We start from the raw sequence: 22,899 nt of genomic DNA on the forward strand, positions 1-22,899 counted from the left end.
TCTTTCAAGGTTGAGTTTGCAGCAGTGTGTTTGGTATTTAGACAAGGCAGAGCCTATGTGGTGTGGTTATTCCCCATAAATAGGCGATAACGCAGCATTAATACCAAACATGCGCTGCCCGAAGGGTTCTGTCTAGGGGCGATTAACTCTTTGTTAGGGGCATGAGCAGGATGCAAAAGCTTTGCTCTGTTTTTACTTATTTACACATAGATGTAAGCCAGTAGAATAACGCAGGAGCAGTTACCGAGCCTACTAGGTTACAAACCTCGCGCCGCGATCAAATCGCTCCTAGTTTGAACGAATTTTAATCCGCAAAGGTTAACAGACCCTAATCTATCGAACTAAATTTTAGTTTGCCGACTTAAACGGAGCAGATAAAAAATGAAAAAAGTTGCAGTAATTTTAGCCGGTTGTGGCGTTTATGATGGTAGTGAAATTAATGAAGCCGTTTTGACTTTATTACACATAGCAAAAAATGGTGCAAGTTATCAATGCTTTGCACCCGATATAGCGCAGCATCACACCATTAATCACCTCACTGGTGAAGAAACCACCGATAATCGTAATGTACTTGTAGAAGCAGCGCGTATTGCTCGCGGCGAAGTAAAAGCGATTACTGAGCTGGACGTTACACAGTTTGACGCTTTAATTGTACCGGGTGGTTTTGGTGCTGCAAAAAATCTATCTGACTTTGCTATAAAAGGGCCACAGGCAAGTATTAATGCTGACGTGTTACATGCCTGTAAAGCGTTTGCCAATACCAATAAAGCGGCGGGCTATATGTGTATTGCTCCTAATTTAATTCCTTTTATTTATCAGCAAGCACACCTAACTATAGGTAATGATAGTGACACAGCTAATGCACTTAACACCCTAGGTGCTCAGCATGTCACCTGCGCAGTAGATGATATTGTTGTAGATCAGCAGTATAAGCTAGTAACAACACCAGCCTATATGCTGGCACAATCTATACTCGATGCCGATGCTGGAATAGCTAAACTGGTGAGTGAAGTGCTCGCACTAAGCTGATTTTTGAGCAATATGATCTATTTAGATTTTTGTAACTTAGAATAACAGTTACTCTGTTTAACCATTTAGTAAACTGCTGTTTTTATTGAGTTAACGCAATCTTTAGTCGATTTAATCAATAAAATCTACTCTTAGCATTTTATAAATTGCTTAGGGGAGTTATAATTGTTTTAAATTCCGTCATTTACAATCGTGATTGATCACGTTCAAATTGAAGTGGGCAAGGCAAAATGAAAAAACTATCAGCTGCAGCATTACTAATGCTAGCAACCACCGCATACGCACAGCCATATGATAACTCTATGACTGCCGATGCAATCAAAAAACGTCTCGCACCGATTGGTGCTGTATACCTTGAGGGTGACAAAGTGGCCGCTCCTGCAGCCCCTACTGGCCCACGTTCTGGCGAGCAAGTATATCAAGCTTCATGTTTTGCGTGTCACGGTACTGGTGCGTTAGGCGCACCTAAATCGGCTGATGATTGGTCACCTCGCCTTGCTAAAGGTAATGATGTATTACTCGATCACGCACTGAATGGTTTTAATGCAATGCCGCCAAAAGGTACTTGTATGGATTGTTCTGAAGACGAAATTAGTGCCGCAATTAACTTTATGACAACTAAGTAAAAGCCTATTAAAATCAATAAATAAAAAGGTTTACCTAAGGTAAGCCTTTTTTAATGCTTTTTATCTACTTTTAACCGCTATTTTAACGAATATATACTTGACGCTAATAGTTAAAAATGAAATTATAAGCGCAATTAGTATACAATAAAAACACAGCTGGTTAACATCATTGGAAGATAAATTAACAGTACCTAGTAACTTAGCGCATCAAAATAAACGTCTTAAAGCGCTACTGAAAAAGTACAAGCATGCACATCATCTACAAAATGCCCTGATCCTATTATCAGAGCAAGCCAGCACGGTTGCAGAACTTACCTTACTCTATCCCGCTATACACGATATTTTGCAAAAGTACGTACCAAGCAAAAGTTTTTATGTTGTACTTTCCAACAGACACACAAACTTATTAGAACTTTCTTATTTTTCAGACGAAAAAGATGGTCTTGCTATTGCCCTTAATCAGCATAATAGTTTTAACGAAGGTGCAACTGGTTATGTATTTAAACAAGGTAAAACAACCTACTTTACTAAGCAACAAATGCAAGATGCTGCTAATAATGGTTTATTTAAAGCTTTAGGTACGCCTGCTGAGCACTGGATTGGCGTGCCTGTATTTCAAGAAAAAAGCATTATAGGCGTACTTGCAGCACAAAGTTACGACACAAAGCAAGGATACAGCCCTCAACAAATACAATTACTAGAGGTTATGTCGCTGTACTTAGCTACCGCAATAGAGCGAGTAAAAAAGCGCGAGCAACTCGAAGCCGAAGTTAAAGTTCGCACCCAAGCACTTACACAAAGTAACGCAGCGCTTAACCTTGAAGTCGAACAACGTAAACGAGCCCTACAACGCCAGCAAATTTTATTTAAAATATCGGAGCTGGCAACACAAGCTAAAAATATTGATGATGTATATTTACAACTGCATGAAATTATAAAGTCGATAACCTATGCTGATAACCTTTATATTGCACTTTATAACAAAGATTCTGGCTGGCTAAGCTTTCCTTATTACGTAGATGAATTTAAAAAGAACCCTCAATCAAGGCGTTTTTCTAAAGGCTATAGTGAGCTGGTAATTAGCACCGAAGAAACTCAGCTTATACATCCCGATAGAGCAAAAGCGCTTATACAAGATGGCACAGTACAACGCACTTCACCTGTGCCTGAAAAGCAAATGGCTACTAGTTGGCTTGGCGCACCATTAAAAACATCACAAGGTGTTATTGGTTTAATTGTTTGCCAAGCGTATAACAATAAACATATTTTTAGCCAAGATGATTGCGAACTCATCACCTTTGTATCCCATCAAATTGCTACAGTATTACAAACAAAATTAGCTAATATCGCACTTAAAAAGAGTCATCAGGAGCTTGAGTTTCGAGTTGACGAAAAAACTAAAGAGTTACGCCAAGCTAACCTACATTTACAAATGCAAATTGATGAGCGAAAAAAAATAGAGCAGCAGCTTTATCACGACGCGCATCACGACTCGCTGACCGGTTTAGCTAACCGAAGCTTATTTTTAACTCAACTTGAAAAAACCCTGCAAGAATATCATCGCTTTGTAGAGCAACACTTTGCCGTATTATTTATTGATTTAGATAAGTTTAAAAGTATTAACGACCAACTTGGCCATCATGCCGGGGATCAGTTTTTAATTAGCGTGAGTAAGCTATTTTCGCAGTGTATTCGCGAGCACGACTTATTAGCGCGCTTAGGGGGGGATGAGTTTGTAATTTTATTGACTCATTTAACCGAGCCTCAACAAGCTGAAGATGTTGCAAATAGAATAATTAACTTAATGGCAGAACCATTTTGTTTTAAAGGCTCGTCACTGCAAAGTGGTGCAAGTATTGGTATAACTTACTCTAACCAAAGCTATAAAAATACGGATGAAATAATTCGTGATGCCGATGCCGCTATGTACTACGCTAAAAACTCAGGTAGAAACCGCTATGAGCTATTCCACCCGCTATTAACGCAAGCAATACCAGAGCAGCAATCACCAGTACTGCATTACCTTGAACAGCTACCGATGAACTTTAGAAGTTCTGAGATCATTACTCTTGATGAAAATTGCCAGTCTGAGTCATTGCTAGAGGCATTTGGCGAGCACCCTATATTGGGCTATACCAGTTTTGATATTCTAAAAAAGTTTGCCTGCGATAAAGAGCAACATCTTAATGTTGAACTACAGCTACTACAACAAGCATACACACAAACAAGTAACGCTAACTTAAACGTCGGCTTACTACCTTGCTCTAGTTTGTTATTGGCCCATCCTGAGTTTAATTTATTTACTGATGCTTTGAGCCAATGCGAAAACAAAACACAGCTTTGCTTACTCTTTGACGAACAAGAAATTCGTTATGCTAGTGCAACACAAATTGAAAATTTAAAGCAATTATCTTTAAACGGCTACTCTATTGGGTTAAATAATTTTGCTAAAGATAAATGCGAGCTTAACTTACTTAGCGAAATTGATTTTGACTACCTACTACTAAGCTCGACATTTAGTAAACGTATTTTGCAGCAAGCTAGCTACGACCTACAACTGCAGGGCGTACTTGCCATTACTAAAATTAAAAACACTAAAGTAATAGCAAAAGGCCCTGCTATATTAAATTTTAGAGCTCTATTAGATAAACACGGTCTAGGATTTTTTATCGGTAAACAGTCTGCACTTAACAGTAGTTTGCAGCCCTCTATTAGTCACTCTGAATCACTGCAACGTTAACCAATTTATTCAGGTTTTTTAAGCATAGCGCGTAGATTAGCCACACGCGCCTGACCTTTTTCCATTCGCTCGGCTTGGCTATTAGGTGCTTTTTTATTCTCGAATGCTAAATCGTCTTGTGGTAGTTCTTGTACAAAACGACTGAGCTCTGTTTGTGATGTTTCGCCAAATTGACGACGTATTTTAGCATAAGTTAAGGTGAGCTCTTGTTGAGCTCGGGTGATCCCAACATACGCAAGGCGACGCTCTTCATCTACGTTGTCCTCATCAATACTTACCTGATGCGGTAGCAAGCCCTCTTCCATACCCACCATAAACACGTACGGGTACTCTAGTCCCTTTGATGCATGCAAGGTTGATAACTGCACCGCGTCGGCTTCATCTTCTTCTTCGTTACGCTCTAACATATCGCGTAATGTAAGTTTGCTCACTACTTCGGCCAAGGTCATGGGCTCGTTATCGGCGTCGCCGGTTAGCATGTCGGTGATCCACCGATATAACTCCGATACGTTTTTCATCCGCATTTCAGCCGCTTTGGCACTAGGTGATGACTCGTATAAATACGCTTCGTAGTTAATGTTACGCACTAAATCTTTAACCGCTTCTAGGGTATCACCGCGCACCGCGTTGTCTGATAGCTCCACAACCCAACGTGCAAACCCAGTAAGTGCGTTCAAACCACGCCCTTTTAGCCTATAACCTAGGTCATTATCAAAACAGGTAGCAAATAAACTCATGTGCTTTTCATTTGCGAGCGTACCCAGCTTTTCAAGTGTCACCGTGCCTATTTCGCGCCGTGGCGTATTTACTATACGTAAAAATGCATTGTCATCGTCTTGATTAACCAGCAGCCGTAAGTAGGCCATAATATCTTTAATTTCTGAGCGCGAAAAAAACGACATACCACCGCTAATTTTGTATGGAATACGGTTACTCATTAACGATTTTTCAAAGCCTCGCGCTTGGTGATTACCACGATATAAAATAGCGTAATCTTTGTAGCTAGTGCGTTTCATAAACTTATGCGAAATAATTTCAGCCACTACGCGCTCAGACTCATGTTCTTCATCACGACAACCAATTACTTTTATTGGCTCACCATAACCGAGTTCACTAAACAGCTTTTTTTCAATGTCGTGCGGGTTGTTGGCAATTAATATATTAGCCGCTTTTAGTATTCGCCCTGCACTACGGTAGTTTTGCTCCAGCTTAATAAGTCTAAGCCCGGGGAAGTCTTTACTTAATAACACTAAGTTTTGCGGACGCGCACCGCGCCATGAATATATCGATTGATCGTCATCGCCTACCACAGTAAAGCGGGCGCGTTCACCTACTAACAGCTTAACAAGTTGGTATTGGCTGGTATTGGTATCTTGGTACTCATCCACCAGCAAGTATTTAAAGCGTTGCTGCCAGCGCATCCGTGAGGTGGCATTATTAGTAAGGAGCAAAGTAGGGATCATTATTAAGTCATCAAAATCTAGTGCATTGTAAGCACGTAACTGGTTTTGATAGCGACCATAAAGCTGTGCAAATAATGCTTTTTGTGGCTCTTGCGCTTCGCGGATTGCTTGTTCTGGTAAAATTAATTCGTTTTTCCAGCTACCAATTGCCATTTTTAATAGCTTGAGTAGGTCTTTATCATTTTTAAGTTCGTCTTCGGTTAAATCATTTAATAACTGGTTGGTATCTTGATCGTCAAATAGCGAAAAACCCGGCTTAAAGCCCAGTGTACTAAGTTCTTTTTTGATAATTTCTAAACCCAGCGTATGAAATGTAGATACCCAAAGCCCTTTGGCATCTTGCTTGCCAAGTGTTTGCAAAACACGCTCACGCATCTCTTTAGCAGCTTTATTGGTAAAAGTAACCGCGGCAATATTACGCGCTTTATACTCACACTGTTTCACTAAATATGCGATTTTATTAGTAATAACACGCGTTTTACCAGAGCCAGCTCCAGCAAGCACTAAGCATGGCCCACTAATATATTTTACCGCTTCATCTTGTTTAGGATTGAGTTTCATAACGACCAAAGAGATTTAAAAAGACGGGCAATTTTAACGTAACCATTACAGCGAGCATAGCAATTGCACTAATTAATTCGATAAAGATCAACCTGTGTTAAATACACTGGCTATAAGGTAATATTAGTTATTATAAATTCTGGGCAACAGCCAAGGGACGAACATGATTAATCCAGCAAAACTTGAAGAAATTGCAAAGCAAATCACTAGTAATATGCCACAAGGCGTAAAAAACTTAGCCGATACACTCGAAGGTAAAACCAAACAAGTTTTACAAAACAAGCTTGCTGAGATGGACTTTGTAAGTCGTGAAGAGTTTGATGTACAAAGCCAAGTACTGATCCGTACACGCGAAAAGCTAACTGAGCTTGAAGCTAAAGTTGCACTGTTAGAGCAACAACTTAGCACTCAGCCAAATGCTGAATAATATATACGCTTAAAGTAAAAAAGCAGCCAAGGCTGCTTTTTTGTTTTGTAATAGTGCTAATTAATTAAATAACCTGAACTCTAGTTAAGGAACTTACTAACATATTGAATTATAATTATATTTATTTTCTCTAGCCAGAAGTTTTCAGTGAAAACAAGGCGAATTTACGCGTCAATAGCTGGCCTATTGCAAGTAAATTCAACGCAGTTAGCGCTGAAAATAGCTGCTTGAGATAGATTTATTATCCGGAGCTCAGGTTAAATAGCTCATCAAGTACATAGTAAGCTAAATTGCTCTGCTGCGCGCAACTCACAACCAGCATTTTTTGCGCTACTTGCTCCCCAGTTATTGGTTTATAGCGTTTTAAAAGTGGCAGGCGAGTTATAATGGGTAAAATAACACTGCCAATTTTCTCAGCCACTCTAAACTGCTTACGGTTACCTAATAATAACGACGGCTGAAAAATACTGATACGTGCAAAAGGCAGTTGCTTAACCTGCTCCTCTAGTTGCCCCTTCATTTTTAAATAAGGGCTAGTGCTGTGCGCATTTGCACCACTTGATGACACCAAGCAGTAATGTTGCACACCATTACTTGCGGCTAATTGCGCGGCAATAAATTGATAATCAAAATCAACTCTTCGCTGCGCCGCAATTGAGCCGGCTTGCTTTTTAGTAGTACCTAAACAAGAAAAAAACACATCGCCTTTAAATAATGCAGCATATTGAGTTAACTCATCAAACTCAATTATATGATTAACGAGTTTTGGATGACGTATGCTTAGCGCACGACGGCTTAAGGCAATTACATTAGAAAAATACGCGCTTTGTAGTAACTTTTTTAATAACTCATTTCCTACTAACCCTGTTGCACCTATAATTACCGCCGTTTTTGTCATCGCTTTAATTATCCATGGTCAAGTTTTGAAAACACGTGTTGCACGGCTTTTTTATAAGTGTCGGCTTCTTCTGATGCACAAGTTACTACTGACTCTAGGTCATGTAGGTGGCCATTTTCTAGGCCGTAAACCCAACCATGAATCGATAAACTTTGTCCACGTGCCCATGCGTCTTGTACTATATTAGTACGCGCTACATTACGTACCTGCTCAATTACATTAAGCTCTATTAAACGGCTTAAACGCTCTTTTTCAGGCACTGCATTTAATTGCTCTAGGTGCTTCTCTTTTACATCACCAACATGGCGCAGCCAATTATCAATAAAGCCAAAGCGGGCTTCATCTAGTACTGCTTGTACACCACCACAACCATAATGCCCCACCACCATAATATGTTTAACTTTTAATACTTCAACAGCATATTGCATTACCGATAAACAGTTATGATCTGTATGTACAACTACGTTTGCTACGTTACGATGTACAAATAGCTCACCTGGGAGTAAATCTACAATTTGATTGGCTGGCACGCGGGAGTCGGAACAACCAATCCATAAGTACTCTGGATTTTGCTGCATTGATAGTATTTTAAAAAAGTCAGGATCCGCTTTACTAGTGCGATCTGCCCAACGTTTATTATTGTCGAATAAATTTTTTAGCTTTCTCATTGCATCTCTTTTCAGTTCGAAGACGGGTAATTTGCCAAGATCAAAATATTGCGCGGTGTTAACTGTTTTGCGCAAAACGTTTTAATACTGACTTGATAGCCTTGCTGCTGTAAATATAAAGCACGATCGAGCACAAGCCAAACTTCTATTGCTCTTCTGAACACATGTCGAACCAGTTCAATACGATCTGTTACTTTTATCTTGTCCTGCCCAATAAGTAAAAACTCATTATAATCAATCTCTTGTGGCAACTTTAACGACTTTTTGTCTGCAGCCCATGCACAAAATGATTTAAATGAATCTGAAAACACCGCCTTGTTAACCGACGGCACACTGACGTAATGTTGCTCATTAGTAATCGATTTTCGCAGGGCATCAAACCCGAGTCGCCATGCAACTTCAGTGTTACGCACTTTAACTATGCGTGAAGGCGCGGTGACCATTTCTTGAAGTGCGAGCTTTAAGTCGCGATGAGTTAAGTTAAGGAGACTTTGTTGTGCAAGCGTACTCATTGCTAGGTAATTATCTGGGGTAAATAAATGATAACAACAAGGAGAAAAACTAATGTTAGAGACTTTAGCTACACTGGCCTGCTGCATAAAAGCTTGATGTAAACCGCCGCAAGCATGTAAAGCGACTGCGTGCATATCGGCTTTAAAAAAAGCAGTAATGTCATCCTTCAATACATCAGCTTGGCTAAAGTGCATAGCTAAGCCTTGCTGCTTTGCACTGTGCTGCCCTTGCTCACATAATTGCGGTTGCAGCTCTATACTGTGCACGCTTTTAGCACCATTAAACGCTAGCATACGCCCGAGGTGCCCTTTACCCGCGCACCATTCTAAAACAGGCTTGGTACTACTGGGTAAAGCCGCTACAAAATCTTGCAGCTGCTGAAACTTCCGCCCTTTTATACCGTTACTAAGCCAAAACGGATAGTCACTGCGCGTTAAGTTCGCTGTTGGTAACTCACACAAATTTACCAGCTGTTCAAGTTGCTCAATATGCGGCTCAAAAAATTGATATAACTGTTCTTCATTGCCATCTAATTGGGCAACTTCTTCATCCGTTAAATTATTTAAAGGCTCTTGTAGCTCAGGCCAAGGTAGTGCATCAAAATCAAATGCCGTACATTGCCAATATTGGCGATTACGCATAAGGAGAGAATCAAGTGCAGAAAACTGCTCAGCTAAGGTCATATCAACTTAAAATAAATAAACACAATTAATTATAGCAGCTCAGCCCACTGTCATTAAGTGGTTATTTTTTGAAGATTAAACGTAAATACAGCGGGATAGAAATAATGCTGATAATAATTGCTGCCAGTAACATCCATGAAAGCTGTAATCTTTCGGGCTCCTGATACTTATATATAAAACTAGCTTTTACTTTGTCAAAATCACTTTGTTCAACACCATATAAATCAGCTATTAAGCGCCACTTTGCCATCGACATATTACCTAGGTGAGTACTGGGTACTGTAACATAGCCTTTTAATACCTCGGCTTCATAAGCTAGCTGATGGGGGCTTTTATGCGGTGCATATTGCTGAGTTACTGCTATCGCTTCATCCATATTCATCATTGCATAACGCCAACCTTTAAGACTTGCCTGATAAAAGCTTTCTACTGTTTGCGGGTGGTTTTTAAGCATACTTTGGCTAGTAAACAAAATATCGGCATACAGATCCATACCGTACCTTTGCGGACAAATAAGTCTGTGAGCAATTCCTTGTTGCGCCATGTAATAAGGTAGGTCGGTTACATACACTTGCATTGCATCTACTTTATTGTCAATCCATGCGCGGGTCGGATTATCACCTTCATAATGGGCTAAGCGGTCGGTATTAATGCCACTGCGCTGGAGCATAATTAATAACTCAGTATTCTCTCTTTTACCGCTGGTAGTGACTCGTTTAGTAATAAAGTCTCGTGCATGAAAAATATCAGAGCTGTCTTTAACCATCCAGCAATAAGGGGAAAACTGCAATATAGCAGCCATTGCCACTAAAGGTTTACCGGCAATGCGTTGCTGTAAAACACCAGAATGACCAATGCCAAACTGCACCTCACCTTGTGCTACTGCATCAAAACTGTCGGGCATACTTAACTTGGCAGGGAGTATATTTACATCCAGCCCGACCTCTTTATAAAAGCCTTTATGCTTGGCCATATAATAGCCGGCAAATTGAAATTGATGAGTCCATTTTAATTGCAATGTAACCGGTTCTTGCGCCTGTAGCTGGCAACAAAAAAGCCCTAAAACAATGATTAGTCCTTTAATTAGCAACGAGTTCCCCTCAAAGCATATTATTATTTATTGATAATAATATGTAAAAAACATGATAAAGCAAGCACCTCAACGAGGTGCTTGTTAATAAAGAGGGTTATGCCGAAGCGAGTTTATCGACGTTTTTGCCCTGAGGCTGCGAGGTTAAAAACTGGGTAAAACACGGGTTATTTGTTTCATCTTGTACGTTATAGCCTAAGCGATTTAAGTGCTCATTAAACACATCAAATTGGCTTGGTTCAATTGCAAAACCTGCTAATACATTCCCCGTAGAGCCACCATGATTACGATAATGAAATAAAGTAATATTCCAATTACTGCCTAAGGTATCTAAAAAGCGTGCTAATGCGCCCGGGTATTCAGGAAACTCAAACTGTAATAAACGTTCATGTAATTGCTCAGGTGCTTTACCTCCAACCATATAACGCACATGTAACTTAGCGAGTTCGTTATCCGATAGGTCGCAAAATTGATAATTGTTATTGGTTAGATCTCGCTTTAACTCTTCTAGCTCTTGTAACCCTTGACGTAGCGCAATACCTACAAATATTTGCGCATCGCCGGGCCCTGCATAACGATAATTAAACTCGGTAATAGCGCGCCCACCTAACGAGGCACAAAATTGTTTAAAACTGCCTTTTTCTTCATTAATGGTAACGGCTAATAGCGCTTCGTTTTTTTCGCCAAGTGCGGTGCGCTCTGCTACATAACGTAAGCGATCAAAATTTAAATTAGCTCCTGAAAGCACGGCAGCTAAATGCAGCCCTTTTAACCCCGATTGCTGACTCCACTTTTTCAGCCCGGCAGTGGCAAGCGCGCCTGAAGGCTCGGCAATGGCACGCGTAGATACAAAAATATCTTGCATGGCGGCGCATATCTCATCGCTGCTTACGGTAACTACGTCGTCGCAAAACTTTTGCGCTAATCTAAACGTTTCAGTGCCAATAATTTTAACCGCCACACCATCGGCAAAACTACCAACTCTATCAAGCTCTACTGGCTTACCCGCTTTTAGTGCGGCTTGTAAGCAGGCACTTTCATCGGCTTCTACCCCTATTACTTTAATATCAGGGCGCAGTGATTTTATATATACCGCCATACCAGCAAGCAAACCGCCGCCGCCAACGGGAATAAATACCGCATCAAGCTCGTTTAACTGCTGCATTAGCTCACGGGCTACTGTGCCTTGCCCTACAATTACGTCTGGGTCGTCAAATGGCGGTACAAATATACCGTTGAGTTGCTCTGTAAGTTCTAGCGCATGGGCTTTAGCGGCATCAAAGTGATGACCATGTAATACTACTTCACCACCAAGTGCACGCACTGCACTTACTTTTATTTCTGGGGTAGTTACTGGCATAACTATAGTTGCCTGATGCCCTAAATGTGAGGCACTCAGCGCCACACCTTGAGCATGATTTCCCGCAGATGCAGTAATCACTACTGAGCCTTTAGGCAGCTTGTTAAGTTTATTAAATGCACCACGTAATTTAAATGAGTACACCGGCTGCTGGTCTTCGCGTTTTAGCCACACATGGTTGCCCAGCTTAGTACTGAGTTCGGCCATTTTGCTAACCTCAGTTACTTTAGCCAGCGGCTCCATGTTTGCTTGAATAATTGCACGAAAATAATCGAGTTCTTGAGAAACCATAATTAACTAAGCTCCTCTAGTTTGGCTAAATCGCGCACTGCACCTTTATCGGCACTGGTAGCAAGTAGCGCATATGCTTTAAGCGCAGATGATACATAACGCTGACGATCAAGCGGTTTATAAGCCTGCTTGCCACGCGCTAGCTGTTTTTGTTTACGAGCTTCGAGCTCTGCATCGCTAAGCGCTAAAGTAATTTCGCGAGTAGCAATATCAATAATTATTTTATCGCCGTTTTCAACGTAGGCAATCGCACCACCACTAGCCGCTTCTGGTGATACATGGCCAATTGATAAGCCTGATGTGCCGCCAGAAAAACGACCATCAGTGATCAAGGCACATTTTTCTGCTAAGCCTTTTGACTTTAAGTAACTGGTTGGATAAAGCATTTCTTGCATTCCAGGCCCGCCTTTTGGCCCTTCATAACGAATAACCACTACATCGCCGGCTTTTACTTCGTCGTTTAAAATACCTTCTACCGAATCATCTTGCGACTCATACACCACGGCAGTACCTTCAAAATGTAGCATGTCATCAACTACACCCGCGCTCTTTACAACACAGCCATCAACCGCTAAATTGCCCGACAGTACGGCTAAACCACCATCTTGACGAAAAGCGTGTTCAACACTACGAATACAACCATGTTCGCGGTCGTTATCGCCCTCATCCCAACGGCATTCTTGGCTCATTGCTTTAGTAGTGCGAATACCCGCAGGGCCTGCACGATAAAATTTGCGAGCAGCTTCGTTAGTTGGGTCTGTTGCATCCCACTTTTTAACTAGCTCAGCCATTGTTGACCCAGCGACATGATTTACCGACATATCAACTAAGCCTGCTTTACCCAACTCACGTACAATTGCCATCATGCCACCAGCGCGGTGTACATCTTCAATATGATATTCTGGCGTAGCGGGTGCTACTTTACATAAAAAGGGCGTTTTACGAGATAGTGCATCAATGTGCGACATATCAAAATCAACACCTGCCTCTTGCGCCGCAGCAAGTAAATGTAATACCGTATTTGACGAGCCGCCCATGGCTATATCTACTACCATGGCGTTCATAAAGGCTGTTTTGTTAGCAATCGCGCGTGGCAATACTTCTTGGTTATCTTTTTGGTAATACTCGCGGCACAAATCAACAATGCGTGCGCCCGCTTCAACATATAATTGTTTACGGTCTTTATGCGTTGCTAGCGTAGTACCGTTACCCGGTAGTGCTAAACCAATGGCTTCAAGTAAACAGTTCATAGAATTGGCAGTAAACATGCCTGAACACGAACCACATGTAGGACATGCTGAGCGCTCCACTTGCTCTGAATCTGCATCACTTACCGACTCATCTGCACCTTTAACCATGGCGTCTACCAAATCGAGTTTAATATCGATATTAGCAAGTTTAGTTTTACCGGCTTCCATCGGACCACCCGATACAAATATAACCGGAATATTTAAACGCAACGCTGCAAGCATCATTCCTGGGGTAATTTTGTCGCAGTTTGAAATACAAATCATCGCATCGGCGCAGTGGCCATTAACCATGTACTCAACCGAGTCGGCAATTAGGTCGCGTGATGGCAGTGAATACAACATGCCACCATGACCCATAGCAATACCATCATCTATAGCTATGGTGTTAAATTCTTTTGGCACGCCACCCGCTTGGGTAATGGTTTCAGCCATCAGTTCGCTCAGCTGATTAAGGTGCACATGCCCAGGTACAAATTGTGTAAATGAGTTTACAACCGCAATAATCGGCTTTCCGAAATCGCTATCTGTCATTCCTGTTGCACGCCATAATGCACGAGCACCTGCACGTTTTCGACCTTCGGTTGTTGTTGCACTTCTTAATTTTGCCATGGTTACCTCTGTTTTGCTGCTTTATAAGCAAGCATTCCTCATTCTTAGTTATTGAGTAAGTTTATTAACCCACTCTGTAATTGTTTACTGCGCGCACACTTAAACCACTTGTTGCTGTAAATTTTGTAAAGTAACGGCTTTTACGTCCACCAGCTTATTTAGCTGGCTGGTTAATAAGTGAATTGGCTTATCGCTGTCTACCGTCATGGTTACATGGTATTGGCCATCGTCTATATTGAGTTGAAAATGGGTTAAGTCAAAACCACGATGACGTACTACGCGTAAAAAACGCTCTACAGCAACACTTTGATTTTTTAAGGCGATTGTTAAACTATGTTTCATTGTGCTTTCCCCGTCATCATTTCATCGTTAGCTGCACCTGGTGGTACTAGCGGCCATACATTTTCTTTATTATCAATGCAGGCATGTACTATGTATGGACCTTTACTATTAACCAGTGCAGTTATTGCATCGTCAACTTGATTAGCATGGGTTATGGTTTGCCCTGGTATACCAAATACCGCTGCTAGCTGCACAAAGTCTGGATTATCTGAAAGGTCTGTTTCTGAGTAGCGCTCTTCAAAAAACAGCTCCTGCCATTGACGTACCATACCTAAGCGTTGGTTATCTAAAATAAGTATTTTTACTGGTAAATTATTACGACGAATTGTTGCCAACTCTTGAATGTTCATCATGATAGAGCCATCACCAGATACCGTAATAACAAAGTCATCGGGGCGCGCTACTTGTGCACCAATTGCCGCAGGTAAACCAAAGCCCATAGTGCCTGCACCACCACTACTTAAGTGATTACTGGGATGATTAAATTTCATATGCTGGGCCACCCACATTTGGTGCTGACCTACATCGCAGCACACGACACCCGTTTTAGGCATACGTTGGCTAAGTTGATTAAGTAAATAGGGTGCAAATACCTTGTCGCCCGGATAGTCGTAACGCCATGCATATTTAACCATCATTGCCTTGTTATAATCGCACCATGCTTGCGGAGTTACAAAACACTCTAATGCAGGTAAGGACGTTTTTAAGTCAGCAATTAAAGAAGCTTTTGCTGGTTTACGCTTACCGACTTCTGCGGCGTCTATGTCTAAATGAATTACTTTAGCGTTTGCAGCAAACTTTGCTAAGTTGCCGGTAACACGGTCATCAAACCGCGCCCCAATACACACTAGTACATCGCATTCTTGCACCGCTAAGTTAGCAGCTTGGCCGCCGTGCATACCTAGCATACCTAAGTAATACTCGTAATCGGGTAACACACTGCCCAGCGCTTTAAGTGTGGCAACCGCTGGCATGTGGGTTTTATTTAAAAACTGCATCAACTGGGCTTGTGCATCCGCTGATTGCACTCCACCACCTACATAAGCAACCGGCTGTTTAGCTTCACTAAGCAGTTGATTAGCAATAGCAACTTGCTTTAAATCAAGTTCTGGTAAGTACTCGTCTGCTGCTAGCCAAGGCTGAAATGGCACTTGCGCCATTTGAATGTCTTTTGGGATATCTACGAGTACGGGCCCTGGGCGACCGCTTTGCGCTAAGTGCATGGCCTCTTGCAATATTTCGGCTAAATCTTCGGCTCGCTCTACCATGTAACTGTGCTTAGTACACGACAGCGACATACCTAACACATCTATCTCCTGAAAGGCATCTGAACCAATCGCTGCGGTAGGCACTTGCCCGGTAATTGCTAATAATGGCACTGAGTCCATCATCGCATCGGCAAGAGCAGTAATTAAGTTAGTGGCACCAGGGCCTGACGTTGCAAAACACACTCCTAATTTACCCGTACTACGAGCAAAACCTACTGCCGCAAAGCCTGCACCTTGCTCATGCCGAGTAAGGTAGTGCTTGACTGGCGCGCCATACAAGGCATCGTAAATTGGCATAATAGCTCCGCCTGGGTAGCCAAATACTTCTTTTACGCCGTGTTTGGCTAATAAATCTATTGTTAATTCTGCGCCTGTCATTAATAAAACCCTCATTCCTCAGTGACAATTCAATCACATATTTTGCCGCTAAAACCAAAAAGCCCCCCGAACGGTTAAGTGCGGAGGGCTTTTAAATGCTTAAGTTTTTTAAAGCACTACGAAGCCCTCGCGGGAATAATCACCACGATAATAATCAGGACTAGGTTTAGTGCGTTTGCAAGCATGTAATTAATACCAAATGTTGTTAAATTATCGCAAAGGTTATTCCTTTGCTCTCTTTTTATATTAATACCGTGCTGAGCCCTTTAAGTCAACATCAAATTCAATTCAAATAAAAGACAAATAAGCAATTTAAGTGGTTTTAATATTCACTATAATTACCTGCTATGGTTTTTTTATGTGAATAGTTAAGCGCTATAAATTCCCTATTCTAATATGCCCTTTTTATGGTTTGATTAATTTTTAATAATACTCTGGGAATAAATTTATTTTACCCCCTCAGGAAATGCGTAGCTTCTCTTAAGCAGTTCTTAAGTGTTGTTGCATAACATGGCGTTGTTGTTTTAAACGAGCCTAAATATGCATTCACTTAGTCCTATATCTACACAGCAAAAACTTAATCGTGGTAAACGGTTTTACATTCACTGTAGCGCCAACGCTTTTGTAGTAATGATTGCCTGCTACTATTGCTTGGTTATAAATATTCCATTCATTCATGGCTCTTTTAGCGCCATTACTTCTTTAGCTTCTTTTTCTTGGCTATTTTTATTTTCAGTACCGCTATTACTACTCTGCCTGCTAATTATATTTTTTTCGATAGTGTCGGTTCGGTGGTTATTAAAGCCACTTAATTACTTTTTATTGGTTATTTCCAGTGCAGTACTTTACGGCACCTTAAATTATGGCGTGGTGTTTGATTATTCTATGATCCAAAACACCTTCGAAACTGATTCAAGCGAAGCATTAAGCTATTTAAATCCGCAGCTTATTGGCTTTTTACTGCTGTTTTCTGCCCTGCCTGTTTTTGTTTTAAGCAAAATAAAAATACACTTTACCCGCCCTCACCAAGAAGTACTTAGCCGCGTAAAGCTAGTTGTAGCGTGTTTGGCGCTTATAGTATTGGTGGTTACAAACTTTTATGCCGACTATGCTGCAACGGGCCGCAATAACCGCATTTTGAAAAAAGAAATTATTCCATTTCAGTATCTCTCTAGCGGCTATAAATATATGCGCGATCAGCTGCTGAATACCAATATGGAATTTAAAAATATAGATGCTGCACCTACCCTAATTGCGCCTAATACCAGTAGCGTAACCGTAATAGTGGTTGGTGAAACTGCACGAGCAGAAAACTTTGCTTATCAAGGTTATAAACGTAACACCAATTTTTATACCCAAAAACACGGCGTTACTTACTTTAATAATGTGGCGTCTTGCGGCACGGCTACAGCGGTATCTGTACCTTGTATGTTTTCGTTGCAAACACAAACAAACTTTGATCGACTCGAAGCCGACAGCCAGCAAAACTTGATTGATTTGGCCCAGCACGCAGGCAGTGATGTACTCTGGGTTGATAACAACAGCGGCTGTAAAGACGTATGTACGCGAGTAGTTACTATCGACATACCTACAACAAAATCTACTTTATGTGATGGTAAGTACTGTTTTGATGAAGCGCTATTAGCTCCACTTAAACACAAACTGGCTAATTTAACCCAAGCTAACACCGTTATCGTACTGCATATGATGGGCTCGCACGGGCCAACTTACTTTAAACGCTACCCTGAACAATTTAAACAATTTACCCCAACCTGCGACAGAAGCGATATTCAAAATTGCTCATTTGATGAATTAGTTAATACCTACGACAACACCATTGCGTACAGCGACTTTGTTAACGCCCAAGTAATTGAGCAATTAAAAACGCTGCCAAACAATATAGATAAGCAATTTTTATATGTGTCAGATCATGGTGAATCTCTTGGCGAGGGCGGTGCTTATTTACATGGCTTTCCGTATAGCTTTGCGTCTAGCACACAAACCCACGTACCACTTTATATGTGGGCTGATGAGCATAATCAGCGCATTACCAATACCTGCTTAGCTAATTTAGACACCAATGCTGCACGCTCACACAACAATATTTTCCACACCCTTTTAAATTTAATTGGCATTAACAGCAAAACGTATCAGGCATCGCTTGATCTACTTGCGAGCTGCCAAACAACACCAAGCGAAATACAACTATGAGCAATAAAACCGTTATAAAACGCCAAGGCTTAATGCGCCTTATTTTTACCTTAAACCATTCTTTTAACGGCTTAAAATGGATGAGTCGATTTGAAGCGGCGTTTCAACAAGAGTTAGCACTGTTTTCGTTACTTGGTGTGTTTGTATATCTGCAAGAAATTGCACTAAGCGATAAATTACTACTTATAGCCAGCCTGCTTTTTGTATTGTTTGCTGAACTAGTAAATACGGCAGTTGAGGTTGTAGTTGATAGGATTGGCAGCGAACACCATGAGCTTTCGGGTCTCGCTAAAGATATAGCCTCTGCCAGTGTGTTTATAGCCATGTTAATTGCCGCACTTATTTGGTGGGCTGTATTATGGGCTTAAAGCTAAATTTTATACCTAAAATAACGGGGCTAATAGTTAAAGTAATACCTCAGGTGAAAAATGCACTTGGCCCGGTATGGATTTTTGTTGTATTTGCTGTTTTAGCCCTTGGCTTTTTAACACTTGCTCGCTTTGGTTTAAGTGTATGGCAAGGGGAGCGTGTATTTGGATCGCATGCGTGGTTTTCTATATTTGTAGGTGGTTTAAGAGTTGATATAGCCACTTTAAGCTACATTATTATGCCCGTATTGCTACTTACTTTACTGATGCAGAGCGTAGGTTGGCAAAATAAAATACGCAGCCTAATTAAAATTTACTTAGTGGGTATGTCTGCTTTACTCGTTTTTTTTGAAGTGATTACCCCTACATTTATAAACGAGTATGATTTACGCCCAAACCGCTTATTTATAGAGTATTTAATTTACCCTAAAGAAGTCTCTAAAATGATTCTTTCGGGCTATAAATTAGAAATACTTATTGCTGTTATAGCACTTATTTTAAGCTGCAAATTTGCAGGTAAAGTATTTAGCCATCAATGGCAAAGTAAGTCGTCACTAACAAGGTTAAATCAATCAATTTTGGCGTTAGTTTTAGTGTGCTTAACTATTTTAGGCGCGCGTAATTCATTAGGGCACAGACCACTTAACCCAGCCATGGTATCGTTTTCGACCGATCACTTACTTAACGACTTAACCCTTAACTCACTTTATAGCGTAGCATTTGCGGTAAAGCAGCTCTCTAATGAGCAATCTAGCCAAGATTATTACGGAAAAATGCCAGCAGATGAACTGCTCAGTATAGTGCGCAATAATATGCAAGATAGCCAAGCCACATTTACTGATAAAAGTGCGCCAACAAACACCTTTCATACCGCAACGAATAACACTAAACCAAAAAACCTAGTCATTATTTTACAAGAAAGCTTAGGGGCACGCTATGTAGGCACACTTGGCGGTTTACCGCTAACGCCTAATATTGACGCCCTTTATCAACAAGGTTGGGGGTTTGATAATTTATATGCCACTGGCACGCGCTCGGTGCGTGGTATTGAAGCGATAATTACAGGCTTTACGCCTACACCTTCGCGTGCAGTTGTTAAGCTTGATAAATCACAACGTGACTTTTTTACTATCGCTGACTTTTTAGCGAAGCAAAATTATAACACCCAATTTATTTATGGCGGCGAAAGCCACTTTGATAACATGCGAAGCTTCTTTTTAGGTAATGGCTTTAAAGATATTGTAGATACAAATAACTTTAATAAAATAGACTTTAATGGCTCGTGGGGCGCATCAGACGAAGACTTATACGACCAAGCTGATATCGAACTCACTAAACTTAAAAAACAAAATAAACCATTTTTAAGTCTTATATTTTCCAGCTCCAACCATAGCCCGTATGAATTTCCTGACGATAAAATAACCCTGTACGACAAACAAAAACAAACCCGCAATAATGCGGCAAAATACGCTGACTACGCGCTAGGTACATTTATTGAAAAAGCTAAAAAGTCGAGCTACTGGGACGATACGGTATTTATTGTAATAGCCGATCACGACTCGCGTGTATCAGGTGCTAGCTTGGTGCCAATTGATCACTTTAGAATTCCAGCGGTTATTTTTGGTAAAGACATTGCCCATAAACGCGATAATCAACTAGCCAGCCAACTCGATATTCCCGTTACTTTACTATCTTTAATTGGCGTAAGTGGCAAACACCCTATGATAGGCCATGATTTATCAAAACCTATTAGCGACAACAAACAACGCGCAATGATGCAATACGACAAAAACTTTGCCTATATGCACGACAATAAAGTGGTGGTGCTACAACCGCAAAAACCAGCAACCACCTATACGTATAGTAATAATCAGCTTGTGCCATGTAAAAACGATGAGCAACTGATTAAAAAAGCCCTAGCCCATGCCAACCTAGGTAACTTAGCTTATACAAATGGTTGGTATCATTAACAAAGTGACTTGATAATAAAGCCTTGTTAAAGTAACAAGGCTATTTTTACAAATCGAGCAAAGATGAACATCCTCGTTATTGAAGACTCAGAAGCACTAAGGCGCAGCCTGCAAGTAGGCCTTGGCAACCTTGGTTTTACCGTAGATGAAACCGGTGACGGCTCAGAAGGATTAAGCATGGCACTTAGTGGAAACTACGACCTAATATTACTTGATTTAATGCTACCCAGTGTAGATGGCATGAGTATTTTGCAAGCATTGCGCAGCAGTAATAACCAAAGCCGTGTACTTATTTTATCTGCTCGTAGTGAGCCGCAAGATAAAATAAATGGCCTTATGAAAGGGGCTGACGATTATTTAACTAAGCCGTTTTCGTTTGAAGAACTTCACGCTCGCGTGCTTGCGCTACTTCGCCGTGGTTCACTGCAAAACCAACAAAATACGCTTACCGTAGGTGACTGTGTATTAGATCTTTCGCTAAAAACACTTCATTACCAGCAACATGCCATTGAACTCACTCGTAATGAATACAAAATAATAGAGTGCTTATTTAATGCCCCCGAGCGAGTATTAGGGCTGGAGCTTATAAGTGAAGCGGTGGTCGGTCAGTTCGATATGCTCTCTAAAAATGCGCTTGAAGCACATATATCAACCATACGTAAAAAAGTAAGACAGTTTGATGGCGAACTCCCTATAAAAAATAAACGTGGGTTTGGTTATGTCGCAACAACAAAGTAAAAGTCACTCAATAAAACGTAAACTCGTTAATAATATTAGCGCGGTGATCTCCGTTATATTATTCACTATATTTTTAACTGTTGATTTAAGTGTCGATTCTTGGGTAGAGGAGCAGTTTAATCAATCCCTCACTAATAAAGCTAACTACTTAAAAACCTTAGTAGAGGATGACAACGGTAAAGTTGAGTTTGAATTTTCGGGTAAATTTATGTCGGAATACGAACAAGCCGACGCCAGTGAGTTTTACCAATTATGGCATGGCAGCGAGGTGTTTGAGCGCTCTCAATCGTTACAACTGTATAAAAACACTCAACTGCCTTTTTTAGAACTACCTATAAACGAATCTAAAATAATTGATTACGACTTACCTAACGGACAAAGCGGCCGAGTACTTATAAGCCACTTTGTTGCTAAAAAAGATATTAGAAACACCAACGCATCAGCTACTATTAACAGTATGACCCTGGCAATAGCAGCCCCAACGGCCGAGCTTAATAAAGTACTGATCATTATTGATGTGGTGTTTATTCTCACCTGTGTGATTGGTGTATTTGGCGTGCGCTACTTGGTTACACGCATTGTAAATAAAGGGCTATTTCCGCTACACAACCTGAACGAGCAAATAAAACTTCTCGATATTACAACCGTGGCACAAACTATAGAAAGCGACTTTAAAGTAGAAGAAATAGAGCCTATACGCAATGAACTCAATAAATTCATTACTACTAATCAGCAGCTTTATAGTAATGAAAAACGCCTTACCAGCGATATAGCGCACGAGCTTAAAACTCCCATTGCAGAGCTAATAAGCTTATCCGAGGTCGCACTTAAATACCCAGATGACAAGCGTATTAGCGATACCTATACCAGTGACGTACTCAGTATTTCTGAGCGTATGAAAACCATTGTAAACAACCTGCTCTTATTGCAGCGCTCAACTAGCAGCATAGAATTAAACGCGCAAACTATCGTTTTAAATAATTTGCTCAAACAAACAATTAATGAGCTAACCTTTAAACACCCTAATATTGCCACCCGTATAAATAATACTATTGCAAATAATGTAACCATTATTGCTGACGAGTTTAGCCTTAATACTATTTTATGTAATTTAATAGATAACGCGTTATTTTATGGTTTAACGCAGCACAACATCGAATTAAGTGCCGTAAGTAACCCAAAATCCACTATCATTTCATTAAGTAATAAAGTGGCTACAGTATTGAGCGAACAACAATTACAAGCTATTTTCGACCCGCTTTATCAGCTAGATTCATCTAGAACTAATAACCACCGTCACGGTTTAGGGTTATCTATTGTGCAGAGCTTATGTAACTTAAATGGCTTTACTATTACGGCTAGTAATACCGAAAACAATACGCTAACGTTTATATTAACGCTGCCCTCCGGGTAAAT

Annotated in this window: 18 protein-coding genes; 9 read left to right on the plus strand and 9 right to left on the minus strand. The window is 40.7% G+C overall.

The genetic code is table 11. The features are described from left to right. Positions 1–381 precede the first annotated feature (381 nt). The 3 genes from elbB to PNIG_RS15250 all read left to right on the plus strand — a co-directional run bounded on the left by elbB (position 382) and on the right by PNIG_RS15250 (position 4,395). Positions 382–1,029, plus strand: coding sequence for an isoprenoid biosynthesis glyoxalase ElbB (gene elbB, locus PNIG_RS15240; protein ID WP_089368823.1), 648 nt, complete (start codon positions 382–384; stop codon positions 1,027–1,029). A gap of 230 nt (positions 1,030–1,259) precedes the next feature. Beyond that, positions 1,260–1,655, plus strand: coding sequence for a c-type cytochrome (locus tag PNIG_RS15245; protein WP_041454600.1), 396 nt, complete (start codon positions 1,260–1,262; stop codon positions 1,653–1,655). 169 nt (positions 1,656–1,824) lie between these two features. Beyond that, positions 1,825–4,395 (plus strand): bifunctional diguanylate cyclase/phosphodiesterase, encoded by a 2,571-nt coding sequence (locus PNIG_RS15250; protein ID WP_089368824.1) that lies wholly within the window; start codon positions 1,825–1,827, stop codon positions 4,393–4,395. A gap of 5 nt (positions 4,396–4,400) precedes the next feature. Here PNIG_RS15250 and rep read toward each other — a convergent pair whose 3' ends face one another. Next, on the minus strand, positions 4,401–6,419 hold the full coding sequence (gene rep, locus PNIG_RS15255) for a DNA helicase Rep (RefSeq protein ID WP_086994727.1): 2,019 nt from the start codon (positions 6,417–6,419) through the stop codon (positions 4,401–4,403). Between the two features lie 163 nt (positions 6,420–6,582). Here rep and ubiK point away from each other — a divergent pair, with 163 nt between their 5' ends. Then, positions 6,583–6,846, plus strand: coding sequence for a ubiquinone biosynthesis accessory factor UbiK (gene ubiK / locus PNIG_RS15260; protein ID WP_086994730.1), 264 nt, complete (start codon positions 6,583–6,585; stop codon positions 6,844–6,846). Positions 6,847–7,087: 241 nt separating this feature from the next. Here ubiK and PNIG_RS15265 read toward each other — a convergent pair whose 3' ends face one another. The 8 genes from PNIG_RS15265 to ilvG all read right to left on the minus strand — a co-directional run bounded on the left by PNIG_RS15265 (position 7,088) and on the right by ilvG (position 16,196). Continuing rightward, entirely contained in the window at positions 7,088–7,744 is a 657-nt protein-coding gene (locus tag PNIG_RS15265; protein ID WP_089368825.1) for an NAD(P)H-binding protein, read from the minus strand. A gap of 8 nt (positions 7,745–7,752) precedes the next feature. After that, the gene (gene can / locus PNIG_RS15270; RefSeq protein ID WP_086994736.1) at positions 7,753–8,412 is read right to left on the minus strand and encodes a carbonate dehydratase; all 660 of its coding nucleotides are present in this window, start codon (positions 8,410–8,412) and stop codon (positions 7,753–7,755) included. A gap of 11 nt (positions 8,413–8,423) precedes the next feature. Continuing rightward, the gene (locus PNIG_RS15275; protein WP_089368826.1) at positions 8,424–9,608 is read right to left on the minus strand and encodes a methyltransferase; all 1,185 of its coding nucleotides are present in this window, start codon (positions 9,606–9,608) and stop codon (positions 8,424–8,426) included. 61 nt (positions 9,609–9,669) lie between these two features. After that, positions 9,670–10,698 (minus strand): ABC transporter substrate-binding protein, encoded by a 1,029-nt coding sequence (locus tag PNIG_RS15280; protein WP_089368827.1) that lies wholly within the window; start codon positions 10,696–10,698, stop codon positions 9,670–9,672. A gap of 97 nt (positions 10,699–10,795) precedes the next feature. Further along, positions 10,796–12,349: a threonine ammonia-lyase, biosynthetic gene (gene ilvA, locus PNIG_RS15285; protein ID WP_089368828.1), complete on the minus strand. Its 1,554-nt coding sequence runs from the start codon at positions 12,347–12,349 to the stop codon at positions 10,796–10,798. Positions 12,350–12,351: 2 nt separating this feature from the next. Continuing rightward, positions 12,352–14,208 (minus strand): dihydroxy-acid dehydratase, encoded by a 1,857-nt coding sequence (gene ilvD / locus PNIG_RS15290; RefSeq protein ID WP_086994745.1) that lies wholly within the window; start codon positions 14,206–14,208, stop codon positions 12,352–12,354. A gap of 99 nt (positions 14,209–14,307) precedes the next feature. Continuing rightward, positions 14,308–14,550, minus strand: coding sequence for an acetolactate synthase 2 small subunit (gene ilvM / locus PNIG_RS15295; protein ID WP_089368829.1), 243 nt, complete (start codon positions 14,548–14,550; stop codon positions 14,308–14,310). Then, positions 14,547–16,196: an acetolactate synthase 2 catalytic subunit gene (ilvG, locus tag PNIG_RS15300; RefSeq protein ID WP_086994748.1), complete on the minus strand. Its 1,650-nt coding sequence runs from the start codon at positions 16,194–16,196 to the stop codon at positions 14,547–14,549. The genes ilvM and ilvG overlap by 4 nt, the downstream gene beginning before the upstream one ends. Before the next feature lie 540 nt (positions 16,197–16,736). On the opposite strand from ilvG, the gene PNIG_RS15305 reads away from it, so the two are divergent. The 5 genes from PNIG_RS15305 (at position 16,737) to PNIG_RS15325 (ending at position 22,897) form a co-directional block, all read left to right on the plus strand. Further along, positions 16,737–18,407, plus strand: coding sequence for a phosphoethanolamine transferase (locus PNIG_RS15305; protein ID WP_089368830.1), 1,671 nt, complete (start codon positions 16,737–16,739; stop codon positions 18,405–18,407). After that, on the plus strand, positions 18,404–18,775 hold the full coding sequence (locus PNIG_RS15310; protein ID WP_086994754.1) for a diacylglycerol kinase: 372 nt from the start codon (positions 18,404–18,406) through the stop codon (positions 18,773–18,775). Before PNIG_RS15305 ends, PNIG_RS15310 begins: the two co-directional genes overlap by 4 nt. Then, on the plus strand, positions 18,766–20,745 hold the full coding sequence (locus PNIG_RS15315) for an LTA synthase family protein (protein WP_089368831.1): 1,980 nt from the start codon (positions 18,766–18,768) through the stop codon (positions 20,743–20,745). Before PNIG_RS15310 ends, PNIG_RS15315 begins: the two co-directional genes overlap by 10 nt. Positions 20,746–20,808: 63 nt before the next feature. Beyond that, positions 20,809–21,483, plus strand: coding sequence for a response regulator transcription factor (locus tag PNIG_RS15320; RefSeq protein ID WP_011329418.1), 675 nt, complete (start codon positions 20,809–20,811; stop codon positions 21,481–21,483). Continuing rightward, a complete protein-coding gene (locus PNIG_RS15325) occupies positions 21,464–22,897 on the plus strand; it encodes a sensor histidine kinase (protein ID WP_011329419.1) in 1,434 nt (477 codons plus the stop codon). Before PNIG_RS15320 ends, PNIG_RS15325 begins: the two co-directional genes overlap by 20 nt. Positions 22,898–22,899 lie beyond the last annotated feature (2 nt).

Origin of the sequence: Pseudoalteromonas nigrifaciens, from assembly GCF_002221505.1 — a bacterium.
Taxonomy (GTDB): domain Bacteria; phylum Pseudomonadota; class Gammaproteobacteria; order Enterobacterales; family Alteromonadaceae; genus Pseudoalteromonas; species Pseudoalteromonas nigrifaciens.

Bases quoted from the DNA above. Each gene is read 5' to 3' on its own strand.
- PNIG_RS15275 (WP_089368826.1), bottom strand. From the start codon at position 9,608: ATGACCTTAGCTGAGCAGTTTTCTGCACTTGATTCTCTCCTTATGCGT.
- PNIG_RS15310 (WP_086994754.1), top strand. From the start codon at position 18,404: ATGAGCAATAAAACCGTTATAAAACGCCAAGGCTTAATGCGCCTTATT.
- can (WP_086994736.1), bottom strand. From the start codon at position 8,412: ATGAGAAAGCTAAAAAATTTATTCGACAATAATAAACGTTGGGCAGAT.
- PNIG_RS15315 (WP_089368831.1), top strand. From the start codon at position 18,766: ATGGGCTTAAAGCTAAATTTTATACCTAAAATAACGGGGCTAATAGTT.
- PNIG_RS15305 (WP_089368830.1), top strand. From the start codon at position 16,737: ATGCATTCACTTAGTCCTATATCTACACAGCAAAAACTTAATCGTGGT.
- rep (WP_086994727.1), bottom strand. From the start codon at position 6,419: ATGAAACTCAATCCTAAACAAGATGAAGCGGTAAAATATATTAGTGGG.
- ubiK (WP_086994730.1), top strand. From the start codon at position 6,583: ATGATTAATCCAGCAAAACTTGAAGAAATTGCAAAGCAAATCACTAGT.
- PNIG_RS15320 (WP_011329418.1), top strand. From the start codon at position 20,809: ATGAACATCCTCGTTATTGAAGACTCAGAAGCACTAAGGCGCAGCCTG.
- PNIG_RS15245 (WP_041454600.1), top strand. From the start codon at position 1,260: ATGAAAAAACTATCAGCTGCAGCATTACTAATGCTAGCAACCACCGCA.
- ilvM (WP_089368829.1), bottom strand. From the start codon at position 14,550: ATGAAACATAGTTTAACAATCGCCTTAAAAAATCAAAGTGTTGCTGTA.
- ilvD (WP_086994745.1), bottom strand. From the start codon at position 14,208: ATGGCAAAATTAAGAAGTGCAACAACAACCGAAGGTCGAAAACGTGCA.
- ilvG (WP_086994748.1), bottom strand. From the start codon at position 16,196: ATGACAGGCGCAGAATTAACAATAGATTTATTAGCCAAACACGGCGTA.
- ilvA (WP_089368828.1), bottom strand. From the start codon at position 12,349: ATGGTTTCTCAAGAACTCGATTATTTTCGTGCAATTATTCAAGCAAAC.
- elbB (WP_089368823.1), top strand. From the start codon at position 382: ATGAAAAAAGTTGCAGTAATTTTAGCCGGTTGTGGCGTTTATGATGGT.
- PNIG_RS15265 (WP_089368825.1), bottom strand. From the start codon at position 7,744: ATGACAAAAACGGCGGTAATTATAGGTGCAACAGGGTTAGTAGGAAAT.
- PNIG_RS15325 (WP_011329419.1), top strand. From the start codon at position 21,464: ATGTCGCAACAACAAAGTAAAAGTCACTCAATAAAACGTAAACTCGTT.